General features: G+C 33.7%; 13 protein-coding genes. 8 read left to right on the top strand and 5 right to left on the bottom strand.

What is annotated here, in order from left to right:
• Positions 1 to 9 precede the first annotated feature (9 nt).
• From OQ292_RS00540 to OQ292_RS00520, 5 genes are all read left to right on the top strand, one after another.
• Entirely contained in the window at positions 10 to 651 is a 642-nt protein-coding gene (locus OQ292_RS00540; RefSeq protein WP_284684091.1) for a 5-formyltetrahydrofolate cyclo-ligase, read from the top strand.
• A gap of 136 nt (positions 652 to 787) precedes the next feature.
• Positions 788 to 2,512: an ABC transporter substrate-binding protein gene (locus OQ292_RS00535; RefSeq protein WP_284684090.1), complete on the top strand. Its 1,725-nt coding sequence runs from the start codon at positions 788 to 790 to the stop codon at positions 2,510 to 2,512.
• Between the two features lie 155 nt (positions 2,513 to 2,667).
• Positions 2,668 to 3,390 (top strand): bacillithiol biosynthesis deacetylase BshB1, encoded by a 723-nt coding sequence (bshB1, locus tag OQ292_RS00530; RefSeq protein WP_284684089.1) that lies wholly within the window; start codon positions 2,668 to 2,670, stop codon positions 3,388 to 3,390.
• A gap of 119 nt (positions 3,391 to 3,509) precedes the next feature.
• Positions 3,510 to 4,058 carry a hypothetical protein gene (locus OQ292_RS00525; protein ID WP_284684088.1) on the top strand — a complete coding sequence of 183 codons (549 nt, stop codon included), beginning with the start codon at positions 3,510 to 3,512 and terminating at the stop codon, positions 4,056 to 4,058.
• A complete protein-coding gene (locus tag OQ292_RS00520) occupies positions 4,058 to 4,507 on the top strand; it encodes a hypothetical protein (RefSeq protein WP_284684087.1) in 450 nt (149 codons plus the stop codon). Before OQ292_RS00525 ends, OQ292_RS00520 begins: the two co-directional genes overlap by 1 nt.
• A 52-nt stretch (positions 4,508 to 4,559) precedes the next feature.
• Here the strand turns inward: OQ292_RS00520 and OQ292_RS00515 are convergent, their stop codons facing one another.
• Complete coding sequence (locus tag OQ292_RS00515; RefSeq protein WP_284684086.1) at positions 4,560 to 5,015, bottom strand: response regulator; 456 nt, start codon at positions 5,013 to 5,015, stop codon at positions 4,560 to 4,562.
• A gap of 264 nt (positions 5,016 to 5,279) precedes the next feature.
• On the opposite strand from OQ292_RS00515, the gene OQ292_RS00510 reads away from it, so the two are divergent.
• Entirely contained in the window at positions 5,280 to 5,657 is a 378-nt protein-coding gene (locus tag OQ292_RS00510; RefSeq protein WP_284684085.1) for a hypothetical protein, read from the top strand.
• Between the two features lies 1 nt (position 5,658).
• Here OQ292_RS00510 and OQ292_RS00505 read toward each other — a convergent pair whose 3' ends face one another.
• From OQ292_RS00505 to OQ292_RS00490, 4 genes are all read right to left on the bottom strand, one after another.
• Positions 5,659 to 7,440, bottom strand: a complete 1,782-nt coding sequence (locus tag OQ292_RS00505; RefSeq protein WP_284684084.1) for a T9SS type A sorting domain-containing protein — start codon at positions 7,438 to 7,440, stop codon at positions 5,659 to 5,661.
• A gap of 242 nt (positions 7,441 to 7,682) precedes the next feature.
• Positions 7,683 to 8,528: a PASTA domain-containing protein gene (locus OQ292_RS00500; protein ID WP_284684083.1), complete on the bottom strand. Its 846-nt coding sequence runs from the start codon at positions 8,526 to 8,528 to the stop codon at positions 7,683 to 7,685.
• Positions 8,529 to 8,589: 61 nt separating this feature from the next.
• Complete coding sequence (locus tag OQ292_RS00495) at positions 8,590 to 11,295, bottom strand: D-alanine--D-alanine ligase family protein (RefSeq protein ID WP_284684082.1); 2,706 nt, start codon at positions 11,293 to 11,295, stop codon at positions 8,590 to 8,592.
• A gap of 96 nt (positions 11,296 to 11,391) precedes the next feature.
• Entirely contained in the window at positions 11,392 to 11,913 is a 522-nt protein-coding gene (locus tag OQ292_RS00490) for a hypothetical protein (protein WP_284684081.1), read from the bottom strand.
• 161 nt (positions 11,914 to 12,074) lie between these two features.
• Here OQ292_RS00490 and ispF point away from each other — a divergent pair, with 161 nt between their 5' ends.
• Positions 12,075 to 12,560: a 2-C-methyl-D-erythritol 2,4-cyclodiphosphate synthase gene (gene ispF / locus OQ292_RS00485; protein WP_284684080.1), complete on the top strand. Its 486-nt coding sequence runs from the start codon at positions 12,075 to 12,077 to the stop codon at positions 12,558 to 12,560.
• A 90-nt stretch (positions 12,561 to 12,650) separates the two neighbouring features.
• Positions 12,651 to 14,564 carry an asparagine synthase (glutamine-hydrolyzing) gene (gene asnB, locus OQ292_RS00480; protein WP_284684079.1) on the top strand — a complete coding sequence of 638 codons (1,914 nt, stop codon included), beginning with the start codon at positions 12,651 to 12,653 and terminating at the stop codon, positions 14,562 to 14,564.
• Positions 14,565 to 14,589: the final 25 nt, after the last annotated feature.

Below are 14,589 nucleotides of genomic sequence, written 5' to 3'. Positions count from 1 at the left end.
AAAGATTCCATGCGTAAAAATTATTTCTCTGAGAAATTGAGAAATAGTTACTTTAGCAGACTGAGTGTATCACTCAGTCTTTTTTTATTTATTGTGATGACGGAAAAAGAAGAATTACGTAAAAAGATGTTGGCATTAAGAGCTAAACTTTCATTAAGTGAAATGAAGGAATTGAGCGAAAAGATATGCAAGACTCTTGAGCAATTGGTAGCAAAAGAAAATCCGCAGGTAGTTCATGTTTTTATTCCATTTAAAAATGAACCAGATATTCTTCCTTTTTTAGATTTTTTGTTAGAAAAAGAAAAACAAGTAATAGCCCCAAAAACATTAAGAAACAGGCAGCTAGAACATTATCACTACTCTGGTTTTAATGATTTAGAGCAAGGTTTATTTAAAACATTATATCCAGCAAATGGGCTTAAATATGAAGGTAAAATAGATATGATTCTTGTGCCCGGATTAGCATTTGATAGATATGGATATCGACTTGGGTATGGTGGTGGTTACTACGATACATTTTTAGATACTTATCCTAATGCTGTAAAAGTTGGTATCGTTTATCCCTTTCAATTAGTTAAAAAAGTACCAGTAGAAACTCACGATGCAAAAATGAATTTGATTGTTACAGGCAGCGAAACAGTTAATTTGTAATAAAGTTAATATGAAAATACGCATTCTGTTAACTGATATAGTCAAATTATTTCAACAAAAATTTATACACGGGGCAATTTTGCTTAAATTTGCCGCCATCTTGTTTTGCTCTTAGCGGAGTTGTAAAAAGAAATACATGAAATTATACATTTTATTTTTAACATTTTTTTTTGCCACTTGTCTGGCTTCTTATTCACAGTCAGATAAGGCATTATTCAAAAAATATGAATACGGCAAATCATTTTTGAATAACAAACAATACAAACAGGCCTACGAAGTATTTAAATCCTTATCATCAGTAAGCGAGAATAACAGGTACCGTTCTTATTCACTGTATTTTTACGCATTATCAGCTTATCATTCAGACAAAAAAGCAGAAAGCAGAGACATACTATTTGAGTTATTAAGAAAGTATCCAGACTGGGATAAAAAAGATGATATTTATTATCTACTTGGAATGATTGATCTAGATAATCAATCTTATGCAAGTGGGCTAGAAAACTTTAGCAAAGTAAAAAGTAATGAGTTTGAAGCTGAAATTATTCAACTCATTAAAAATAATGTAAAAGATGTAGCTGTAGATGATTTAGAGTTTTTGTATCGCAAATACAAGTACGATGTTTTAGGGCAAAAGCTATTTAATGCACTTTTAGAGATAAATATCTATCCAGATTACGAAAGTCTCTACGAAGAGCTTTTACCGATTTATGGTCAACATATTCTAAGTAAAGACAGTTTGAGCATTGCAGACGAAGACATTATTTATAAAGATGTTTATAATGTAGCTGTATTGTTACCTCTCATGTTTAAAGAGTTTGAAACAGATTCATTATTGCCAAGACAGCAAATGGTTTTCGATTTGTATGAGGGAATTAAAATGGCTGTAAATGATCTTGAAAAAGAGAATATCAAGCTTCGCATGTTTGCTTTTGATACTGAAAGTGATAGCATCAAAACGAGGAAAATATTAAGCGATACTGCATTCGCTGAAATGGATTTGATAATTGGACCTCTCTATACTAAAACAATCTCATTGGCAGGAGATTATGCTGGTTTGTTTAGAAAAGTAATGGTAAACCCAGTGTCGTCCAATGAGTTAATTATCAATGGAAATCCATTCGCATTTTTAACGACTGCTACAGATAATAGCTCTGCTGAAGAAGCTGTAGATTATGCCATGGATTCATTAAAAAGTAAGAAGGCATATATCATTTACGGCATAAAAAAATCTGAAGAAGATGCAGCCTTTCACTACGGAGAGTATTTGCAAGAAAGAGGAGGAGAGGTAAAGCTATTTCAAGGTTTTGAAAACGACGAAAAGTATTTTAACAAGTTGCAAAAAGCTTTGGAACCTTTAGCGACAGATACTATGCCTCACGTTTATGTAAGTTCTTCTAACCCAGTTGTAGCAAGTAATGTAATTAGTGCTCTACAAAATTTAATGGCACGTTCAGCAGTTTTTGCTTCTTCTGAGTGGTTAAACTACGATCAATTTTCTTACGAACAATTAGAGAGAATGAAAGTACATTTTATGTACCCACGATATTTAAATGAGAAATCGTACGACTACAGAAAGTTTAGAAGCAACTATGTAAAGAAAATGAACCTTGTACCATCTCAATATGCTTCTATGGGGTATGAGTGTATGTACTATTTTGGCAAGCAATTGCAGAAGTACGGTTCTGGTTTGTTTGCTAAAATTCACGAGGGATTTCCAGAGACTGGTAAATTATATCCCGGTTTTGATTACACCAAAGGAAATGACAACTCGTATGTGCCCATTCTTAAATTTAAAGATGGTAAATTGATAAAATTGAATTCGGTTTTATCCTCAGATAATATGAAAAAAGAAAAGCCCTGACACATATAGATCAGAGCTTTAATAATTAAACCAAACAAGTACAACTGAATAAAGTGAAATATTTCTCAGTTCAGATGTATTTGTAAATTGGCCATTTAAAGTATAAAAAGGAAAACCTTATTGTACTTGTTAACTATCATTAACTTAAATAATAGATGAAATTAGATTTAATGGTGATTGCTGCACATCCAGATGATGCAGAGCTGGCTTGTTCCGGCACCATAATGTCACATATTGCTAAAGGTAAGAAAGTAGGAATTGTAGATTTAACAAGGGGCGAACTCGGAACCAGAGGTACAGCAGAAAGCAGGAAAAATGAAGCTATTGAAGCTTCTAAGATTATGGGAATCTCTGTAAGAGAAAACTTGGCATTTGCTGATGGTTTTTTTCAAAATGATAAAAAACATCAATTAGAGCTTGTCAAAGTAATTAGAAAATACCAACCAGATATTGTTTTAGCAAATACATTGGAAGATCGCCATCCAGACCATGCTAGAGCTGCTCAATTAGCTTATGATGCTTGTTTTTATAGCGGTTTAAAGAAGATTGAAACCAAAGTGAAGGATGAAGTGCAAGAGCACTGGAGACCAAACAGAATTTTTCATTACATTCAAAGCAATTACATAAAGCCAGATTTTGTGGTGGATATTACTGAGTTCTGGGATAAGAAAGTAGAAGCAGTAAAAGCTTTTAAAACGCAATTTCATACAGGAGAGGGAGAGTCTGGCGAAAATCAAACGTTTATTTCTACTCCAACTTTTATGAGGTTTTTAGAGTCGAGAGCTAGAGAATATGGACAACATGTGGGTGTTGAGTTTGCCGAAGGTTTTAAAACAGCTAAGCCCTTAGCTGTTAATGATTTATATCATTTTATATAAAATTTATCAGATTCATTTTTAAGAGCATATTGCCAGTAATTTAAAATACCTGAGCAATATGTTTTTTAATTTTATAATCGAATGTTGAGCAAGTTAGTAACTGCTCGCAACGACATTCTATGAAAAAAACAGCTTCAACCATTTCACTATTTGTAGTTGCACTTTTACAAGTAGTATTTCTTTCAACTATCCTATTTGAGAAAATTAGTAATCCTGTTGTGTCTTTCTCAATAGCCCTTGTAACACTTTTAACTGTACTTTTCTGGCGAAAGATTCCTCATAAAGACCAAGAGCATTTTAAAGAAGATATATGGTTAATCCCATTTGTGATTTTTGGTGCTATTTGCACTTATTTGTTGAGTAATAAGCTACATCTTGAAACTGTGATTGCTGTAGGAATCATCGGTTTTATTTCTTCTTATGCTCCAAATTTGAGTAAAACATATCTGGCAAAACAATTTCCAGCCGCTATGTATTGTGGTTCCTTCGTCGGGATGACAGGTCCTCATATTGCTCAAGATTTTAACTTTATAATCGCAGCATCATTTGTTGCAGGAATTATTCTGGTAATATCAAAAAACATATTTCATGGCTATGGAGGCAAGCTCGGTTCAGTAGCATTTGGAGGAGTTGTATTGGTTTCATTTATATTTTATCTAGTGTATTAATGTATAGTTTCATCATTATTTTAACTGGAATATTAGGGGCAGTACTCACTTATTTTATTAGTACAGAATTGAAGCAGGGGCCAGTAAGAGCTTCGGCAGGATTGTCTTTAATAGTTGCTCTATGTTTTTATTATTATGCTGATCTAATTGAGCTGTTTGGGCTTTCAGTTGATGCACAGTCTGGAATAATGAATGAAATTCCACTGGTTTTTATTGGTGCATCATTTATTGGAATGGCTTCTTCAGAAGTGTTGCACAGTTATATTTTACTCTTTGTATCAGGCTTGATCTTCTCAATTATTTACCTCAACACTAGTAAATTTTTTAATGGTTATGGTGGGGCTTTGGGTACGACTGCGTGTATTTCTTTAATTGCATCTTTAAGCTTAATGATTTACACAAAACGCGCAAAAGAAAAAGTAAAAAATAGGGCTCAGAAAAAGTTTTAAACAAAAAAAGCCGAACTGTGGTACAGCCCGACTTACATAGAATTTAGGGTTTTTAGCAAAAGTTTGATGTATATCTACTGCTCTTATCTTCAGAATTATAATTAGTATTAAAGTTTTCTGAGGAATGTATCAGTTTAGCTTGTCTAGATAAAAGTTTTTCTATTTTTATTTCTAATTCCATAGGATTAAAAGGTTTTACTATAAAATCCTCAGCACCTATTTTAAACATCTTAATTCTGGTCTCGCTCTTATCTGTACCAGAAAGTATCAATACTGGAATAAGTGATAGCTGCTTATTAGCCTTAATTTCGTTAAGAAATGTTTCACCATCTTTCTCAGGTAATACTAAATCTAATAGAATTAAGTCTGGGTTTAATGAGTTTAGAAGTAAATCTCCCGCTTCCTCAGCCGATTCAGATAGAGTTAGTTCATATTTTTCTTCAAAATAAGTTGAAAAAAAACTTCTCATAAACTTGTCATCATCAACATATAATATTTTAAACGGCATAGTTTGTTTGTTAGATTATGTTATGAAACATTAACTGAAAGAAAAACACTAAAATTGGTTATTTATTCTTTTTGTATACCTAAAAAATTGTACATACAACTAAGCCTAAACTCACCAAATAAGATATGATAAAATCTATTTTATGGAAGGCTAAAGATTTATTTTACTATTAAATTGAACCTGTAAAGACTGCTTTTCGTAATTTTAATTAAAATCCATCATTACAAGAACCAGCATTTTTTTTCATTTTTTTAAATTTTATTTATGAAAAAGCTGAACTTTTTAGTCTTTTTTCTTATCTGTTCAAGTTTTGTTGTTTATGGTCAGGATCAGATAGATCTATCAAATTACAATGAGTCTCAAAAAGAAATAATTGAGCAATTGCAGCAAAACATTAAAAAGATAGGAAATAAAACGACAGAATATAAAGATGCAAATGCACTCATTGAAGAAACTAACAAGCTGTGTTCAGAAAATATAATAGTAGAAGTTGATTCTGAAAGAATGCAGAAAATCCAAAAATACAGGATGCTTACTTACCTTGAGAAATTAAAGTTGTTGAAATATGAAAATACAGAAGTTATCGGTGTTTCTTTTGATAACAAAGATATGTTGACTTCTGTAAAGTTATATCAACATTGACTTATTTAATAAGTATTTTCTTAGCTATACGAGCTTGATTTTTTTGTAATACCAGTATATACAAGCCTGATAGCGAAGAGTTTAGAGTGATCGAATTCGTTGTGTTTTGATTCGTGAATGTTCCTTCTAATACGGTTTTTCCTGTAACGTCTGTGAGTATGTATTGGTCGGCTTCACCTTCAATATATATTATATCGCTAGCAGGGTTAGGGAAAACCGTGATTTTTTGTAGTTCAGATAAATCTTCATCAATACCGCTAACAATATCTACTTCGCCAAAAACAGGTCTCATCATTAAACTGCCAGAATATTCAGGAGTACTAACAGTTTGTGCCCATTCTCCATAAACATTAAAAAAGATGTTTTCTGTAGTATTATGGTTTTTATCCCAACCTAATAGGAGAGATTCTTCGGAAAGTTGTTCATAACCCACATAGAAGGTGTCTTCAAGTAAAACAGGTTCGCTCAAACTCAGTCGTCTAAATTCATTTAAAGTATCTGGATAAACAAAAGCTACACTTAAACGAGATACTACTTCATCATCTTCTGGGTCATCAAAATCGATCTTTTGCCAAACTAAAAGATTGAAAGCCTGACCTTCTAGGTCATTGTCAATCTGAGGGAAATACATATCAATATCTGTAATATAGTCTGGCTCATTCAAAATAAATCGATAAGCAACTTGCCCATATTGTTGATAGATTCCTGCAGCGTATTCCCCAACACCATCATCGTAAGCATAATAATCTTCTAGTCTTACTATCGATTTGAGTGTATCATTATAAAAAGAGCTCTCAAATGATGCTACTACCGTATCATCAATATATAAACCCTCTGCTTCGATTTTATCAAAATACAGAGAATACTCAAGTGCTAATGAATCGGCTGCATCAACGCCATAATCAGTGGTTGTTTGTAAACCGATAAGATCCATATTTTCTTTTGAAGTGATAATAAAGGTCGTATCACCTTTTGTAAAAGGTATTTCTCCCAATGCTTCAACAGGTATATTTGCTTTGGTATCGCCTGTATATAAATCTGTCACTTTAATTCTTGGAGCGAAGATGTGTAAACTTTCACTATTGTTTTGAATGCTTGAGTAAATTGTATCAGCTAGCTCATCTTCTCTAAACTGATCAATAGGCATAGCATAGTAATTTTTTAATAATGAAGTAGCCTGATCGCTAATTGCTAAATCATTTCTAATATCTTGATTACTTTGATGAAAGAAAATATAATCTAGAATCCAGTGGTCGAAACTTCCGGCTAATCTTCCAGTATTTTGAAATCTAAAAGCGAAATATTCATGAAATACTGCAGTATCTGTGAGCGCTACAACGGCTTCTTCAAAAGGGGCAATTACTGAATCGATATTTGTATTTCCCGTTCCTGCGGTTTCCCATAAGTTTTGCCAGTCACCATCTCTATCTCTAAATTGTAATCTTAAATAACTATCTGTTCCGGGAGTTTCGCCCAAACCTTCTGCTTGCCAGTAAAAAGAAATATAGAGTGAATCTGAAGGTTCATATTCACTTAAGTCGAAGTAAACGGAAGTCAGGTGATCTGCTACGCCATTTGAGTTTAGATTTTCTTCGTCATATCTGGTGCCATTTGCCTGAGCACCATCGAAAGAGGCTACATTAATAGATGGAGGCTGAATGCCATAGCCACTGCTTACAAAAGGAGTCGTTTCATCGTTTTGCCATTTGGTAGGGTCAGGGAACTCACTTGGATTAGAGAAATCTTCGAAAAATGGGAGCGTACTAAAAACCGTATCTTCCATGATGCTTTTTCTCTTAATTTTTTGAGAATTCTTTTGAGGAATTGGATAAAACTGAAATTGCGCAAAGGCTAATTTTGCAGTAAATAATGAAAGAAGTAAAAGTAGAAAAAATCTTGACACAGCTTAGTTTTCAATTAAGTGCTTAAATTAATTAAGATAAGTATTTATGCTGCATAGACAAATGTGAAATTTATACTAAAATAGGTAGAAGTAACTCAAAAATGAGCCACTTCATATTAATATCATTGTTCGTTATCTTCTTTAATCACATTTTCTGGATAATAACCAGCTACCCACAAGTCGATAATTGAACCAACAGCCACAACTTTGCCTCTTTCTGGAGTAGGAGATTGTTTTATTACGGTCCCAATTTCTACACCCAATGTATCAACAAATTCTATGTGTCCAGTAGCTAATCCATAACCATTTAAATAGATTTCTGCTTCGTCTACTGGTAAGCCAACTACTTCTGGTATTACTCTCTGGTTTGATGCTAAACCACTACCAACTTCTAAGTCAATTGAAGTACCCTTGGCAATTTTAACACCTTCTATTATATCTTCTTTAGTAATTTCTTTACCATCTATTTTTACAGCAAGTACAGTGTTGGAAATCTCGTCTGGTACAAATTCTATTTTGCCTAGTTTCAAATCTACACTTTTCAATATACGCTCAGCACTTTCTAGTGAACCGTCGATAATATCTGGAAAGCTTACTACAGGAGGCAGAATTTTATTTACAGTAAGATATATTTTTCTGTTAAGCTTAACATGCTCATTTTGCGAAGGATTCTGGTCTAATACTACTAAAGGTTCGTATTCAGGGTCATAAACAGAATCTATAACCTCAAATCTCAATTCCAGATTTTCTAATTCTCTAGGAATTTCATCTAGGTTTTTGCCAGTAAGTTTGGGTACTGTAATGGTTTCTCCAAAATTTGTTGTATCAGGCAAATAGCTGTAGAAAAAATAATAAAGTAATAAAGATGTAATTCCTGCCAGCAAAACTATGTGGATAATGAAAGCAATAGGTTTATTAACCCAAATCACAGATAATATCTTATTCAGAACTTCCTTTACTTTGTCCATGGAACATTAAATGTCAATATGTATGTGTAATTCACTGATTGATTTTAATACAAAAGCAATATTACACAGTCTTAGTTTTGTTTTGTCTTAAAATTCCGTACTCCAATATTTTATCAATAAAATCGTAGGGTTTGTAATTATTTAAGGCGCACTGATGAAAAATACATGTAGCAGGCGTCATTCCCGGCAGCGAATTTACTTCAATAATTATAGTTTCCGTCTTTTCAGGATAAATTCTTACAAAAGCATCGATTCTGGCATAGCCTTGTACATTTAAAATCTCTGCAGTTTTCTTAAGTGTTTTTCGCACCTCAGCAGAAATTTTATTATTAAAAACTTTGTCTTTGCTAAATCTGGCAGGAGTTATATTTTGTCCTTCACCAGCTAAAAACTTCTCTTCGAGTGATAAAACATCACCACTTGCCAGCGCTTCTGATGGTTCAAAAACTTCGTAAGTCACCTCACCATCTTGCATGTGAGTGAGTAAGCCTCCAGTAACTTCAAGAAAATGATCAGCATCGTTTTTCTCGATCAATTCCTCAATCAAGAAATAACTTTTGAAAGGGAATTCTTCGTTTTTTTGAAGTTTTAGAATAGCCGCTTCTGCTTTAGATATTTCAGCATTTTTTCTAAACATGAGTTTAATAAATGCATCTAGTTGCTCTCTGTTTTTTATCTTTTTAACTGCAGAGCTACAACCATCGTCAGAAGGTTTTGCAATGAGCGGATAGGAGAATTCTTTTTCAATTTCTTCTAGTAATCCTTGCTCATTATTTTCCCATTCGTCTTGTAGAATTAATCTGTGATTAGCTACAGAAATACCGTTTTCTCTTAGGATTTGGTTGGTTCTGTATTTATCTATAGTTACTGTAGAACTTCCAGAATCGGAACCATTATAAGGAATACCTCTGGCTTCAAGTTCTTTTTGCACTTCACCATCTTCTCCCGGTCTTCCATGTAGTGCGATAAATACAGCATCACAAATACCTTTAAGCAGATCGTAATTAATTTGCTCAGGCTCAAATAAAGCTCTACCTACATATTTTCTAGTGATTTCTTCTGCTTTTTCTACATTCTCTTTTAGAATAGCATGTTTTTTCTGAGTGAGCGCTTTGTGTATTTTGTCTTTTATATCATCTGCATTGTCTTTCAACATAATGTTGATCGGAGTGAGGTATAATTCATGGTTTCCACTATCTCCCGTAAGAAAAATAGGAATTGCCTCATACTTTTCAGATGCAGCTATTTTTTCAAAAATGTTTCTTCCACTTTCTATGGAAATATGCCTTTCAGAAGAATAACCACCCATTATTACAGCTACCTTCACACGCTCTTTTTGTTCTTGCTGCAATTGGATAATTTTCTCATCTAAAAGATTGAGTGTTTTCTTTAACTCGTGTCCGTTTTTACCAGATTTAATTCTTTCTGCTAAAGAGGTTCTGATAATATAAGTAAGGAACTGAGATGGGTTTAAGCCAATCTCTGCTGCTTGATGGAAGAAAAAAGAAGATGGTAACATTCCCGAAGTTGTGTTCGGGTCATTCAGATAAACCTGATTATCCGGTGAAAGGAAACCATCAATTCTAGCGTAAACATTAAATTTCAGTTTTCTGAACATCTCGCAACATTCATCCTGAATTTTTCTAATGTTTTCTATTGAAGTATTTACCGGAGTAAGTTTCCTTGACATACCAGGCAGATACTTTGATCTATAGTCGAATACCTCGTCGAATTTTATAATTTCGGTAGGAGGTAAAGCTACCGGCTCGCCATTTTCATCTTGAATTACGATACAAGAAAATTCTTGACCTTTAATAAATGATTCGAAAAGAACGGCCTCTTCACTGTCTCTTGACTGTAAAACTACCGTGTCTGAATAGTCATTAAAGTATTTGTCTAATTTGTTGAGTAATTCTTCAGGATGGTAGATTAACTCTATATCACTAATAGAAGATTTTAGCGAAAAGAATACAGGCAAACCAATTCCTTGGCGAATATCTATGAGCTCATGTATAAAATGGACTTTGTCTTCTTTAGAAAACGTATTCCATTTTTCAGCTTCAACTTCCTCAACAAATAAAGCTCTGTTTACAGCTTTTATAAAGCTATCAAAGTTCTTTTCTGATACGATAGAAACCCCAATTGAAGAACCTTGCTGAGCTGCTTTTACCACTACAGGCAAGCCAGTTAATGTAGCTATTTCTTCAAAAAAAGCTTTTTTGTTCACACTTAACCAGTCGTCTTTGCTAATAACCTTGCTTACTGGTTTTGCAAAAGACAAGCTTTTAGAAAGTGAACTTTGTATAATTTTATTTATGCCTATGGCCGAAGGCAAAATGCCAGAACCAGAATAAGGTATCTTATACCATTCTAGTAAACCCTGCAAACTTCCGTCTTCTCCATATGGGCCATGTAAACATAGAAATGCAAACTCAAATAGCTTTTTGAATTCCCAAGGTGCTACAATTCTACCAACTTCAGCAGCAATTTTCTCTAGCTCTTCGTGGCTTAAGTTGCCCAAAGACTCTACATAAACCTGAAAATGATTGGGAGAATCAGGTATAAACGCTACTGGTGGGTAAAAATCCCTGATAGTTCCTTTGTATATAAATTGCCAGTCGAGTAAGATAAAATTACCCAAGCTGTCAACAAAAATGGGAACAGGTTCAAAAATGCTTTTATTAAGATTATCATAAACGGTTCTTCCTCCTGCAAAAGATACTTCCCTTTCTCTGGAGGGACCTCCAAAAAATATCCCTACTTTCATTGTTGCAAATATAGCTGAATATTGCTATTTAAGAGTTAAAAAAAGTGTATAGCAATCCCTTTGCTTCAATAAACTCTCTTCTTTTGAAATTATTGATTATTCTTCAGTGCTCCTTAAAAAAGTTTCTTCTTCACCATAAAAGAAACTAAGCTCCATATTTTGTTCTACAAATTTCTTGAGCGACTGACTTTTAGTAAATTCTTCGCGAATGTAGTTAGACAAAGGGTATAATTGAAAAGTTTTTTCGTCTAATACATTCAGTTTATAAAGATAATAGCTGTCTCTGCCAGTAATTATAATTTCATCATCAGAAGAAGAGCTCACTTTGTATTGCTTAATATTTAAAAATGGTGTTCCTTTTATTTCTGTAATAAAGCCTGTGTATATCGTAATATCATAAGTCCCTTCATCTTCATTAAAAGCATTTTCAATTATTTTATAGTTTCTGTCGTCTAACTTTTCTACGATGTAATAATTCTGGGCGTCTTCTTCTCTTTGCCATTTTCCCAATAAACTTTCCATCATTTTATCTCCTTTACTTGAAATCGGCACTGGAGATTCGTAAGGACAGGCTGTACAAATGAATAAAAATACTAATGCTATTAGTAGGTTTCTCATGCTATTAGATTGTTGTAGACTATAATATAAACCTTAAAGATGTTGATTTTAAATCGTTTTACGAAGTGTGAAAAGATTTTTTGATAAAATCAATATCAAAAGCATATTGGTTCAATAAAGAATATATTTTTGTGCTTTGTTTATATCAAAGAATAAAAATTATGCTAAAAATAAGAGTAGGACAGGGGTACGATGTTCACAGATTGGTAGAAGGTGTTGATTTTTGGTTGGGAGGGATTAAAATTCCTCATACTCATGGTGCTATAGGGCATTCAGATGCAGATGTTTTAATTCATGTAATTTGTGATGCATTACTGGGAGCTGCTAATATGCGAGATATAGGTTATCATTTTTCTGATCAGGATAGCAAATACAAAGGTATAGACAGCAAAATACTGCTTAAAGATGTGGTGAAGATGGTAAAAGAAGCCGGGTACACCATACAAAATGTGGATGCTACGGTTTGCTTACAAGCACCAAAGATTAATCCGCATATACCAGAGATGAAAACCTGTTTAGCTGAAGTGATGGATTTGCCAGAAGAAGATGTTTCTTTAAAAGCTACAACTACTGAAAAATTAGGTTTTGTTGGGAAAAGAGAAGGAGTTGCAGCACATGCTGTTGCATTAATCACGAGAGAACAGTAAAAAATGGAATATTAATTCCCAGATTGGGAAAATAACCCAATTTTCTTTACGTTTTGGCTTAAATTTCATCATATACTTATTTTTTAATCTATGTGTGGCATTACCGGAATTTATGCATTTAATGAAGTCGGACGCTTTTTTACGATTAATACTCATAAATCTAACGAACAACTAAAACATCGCGGGCCAGATTTCGGTAAGTTGTTTACCGATTATTATGTGGGTTTAGGGCATAGAAGGCTTTCGATTATAGATTTGAGTTCAGTAGCTCACCAGCCAATGTATGATGAAAGTGGTAGATACGTAATAGTTTTTAATGGTGAAATATATAATTTCAAAGAGCTAAGAACTGATTTAGAAGCTAAGGGTTGCTCTTTTCATACACATTCTGATACAGAAGTACTTTTACAATCTTATATACAATATGGCGAAAAATGTCTTGAGAAATTTCATGGCTTTTTCGCTTTTGCCATTTACGATAAAGAAGAAAATAAGCTATTTATTGGTCGAGATAGATATGGAATAAAGCCACTGTTATATTTTGAAGATGAAGACAAAATGATGTTTGCATCAGAAATGAGGGCTTTACTGGCGTATAACTTAGAGCCAGAACTCGATCCTGTTTCTGTTTATCAATACTTACAGCTTAATTATGTGCCAGCTCCGCACACAATATTTAAAGGAGTAAAGAAACTAATGCCGGGCAGTTACCTTGTAGTGCAAGATAAAAAAGTAACTGAGCATAAATGGTATACACCTGCAATTAATATAAGTGAAGGTAAATCTTATAGCAACTACGAAGAGGCCAAGATTAATCTTTTAATGCACTTAGAGGAAGCGGTTAAAGAACGAATGGTTTCTGATGTGCCTCTGGGAGCATTTCTCTCTGGTGGCATAGACTCTTCTACTGTTGTGGCATTGGCTTCTAAATATACAGATAAGCTCAATACCTATTCGGTGGGTTTTAAGAATGAACCTTTGTTCGATGAAACCAAATATGCCGAACTGGTTGCTAAAAAATACAATACAAACCACACAGTATTTAACCTGCATACCGATGATTTTTTCGATCATATGTTTGAGATACTTGATCAGTATGCAGAGCCTTTTGCAGATTCTTCTGCTCTACCCTTTTACATTCTCAGCAAAAAAACCAGGCAACAGGTAACCGTTACGCTTTCTGGCGATGGCGCTGACGAAGTTTTTGCAGGCTACCATAAATATATGGGCGAGTTAAAAGCACGTGAAAAAGGAATGGCTGCTAGTGTGTTGCAACAGTTTTTGCCAGTATTAGACAAACTGCCGAAGTCAAGAAATACCTATTGGGGCAATCAGTTTAGAAGAATGCACAGATTTGCTTCGAGTTTAGATTTGGCTGCCGATGAGCGTTACTGGTTCTTGTGTTCTTGGGCAACAGAAGCACAAGTGACTAATATGTTGCATCCAGAATTTTTGGAGCAAATCGATATGGATGAATATCATAGAAGAAAGTCAGCATTAATTGGTGATATAAAAGGGAAAGATTTTAATGAAGTGTTATTGAATGATGTAAATATGCTGCTTCCAAACGATATGCTACACAAAGTAGATAGTATGTCTATGTTAAATAGTTTGGAGGTAAGGGTGCCGTTTTTAGATCATCGATTGGTTGAGTTTGCTTTTAACTTGCCCGCAGAGTTCAAGATTAAGGGCAATATGAAAAAGCGTATTTTACAAGATACAGTAAGACCATTATTACCACCAGAATTATATAAAAGACCAAAGAAAGGATTTGATGTGCCATTGGCTAAAGGCTACAAAAATGAATTGAAGAATTGGGTGAATGATGCTTGCCTGAACAAAGACATGGTAGCTGAGCAAAAAATATTTAGAACAGAGTTTACAGAAAACCTGAAAAGCACCATCGCCAACACCATGAATTTTGACCAAAACCAAGTTTGGGGTGTACTTGCTTTCCAACATTGGTGGAAAAAATGGCGAAATAAGGTTGAGAAGGCTGAGTAAAGTTGTTTATTTTATAAAGATGCTT

Origin of the sequence: Chondrinema litorale, assembly GCF_026250525.1 — a bacterium.
Lineage (GTDB): Bacteria > Bacteroidota > Bacteroidia > Cytophagales > Flammeovirgaceae > Chondrinema > Chondrinema litorale.
The sequence above is the reverse complement of the archived record's forward strand: the minus strand, read 5'-3'. Positions and strand labels throughout refer to the sequence as shown.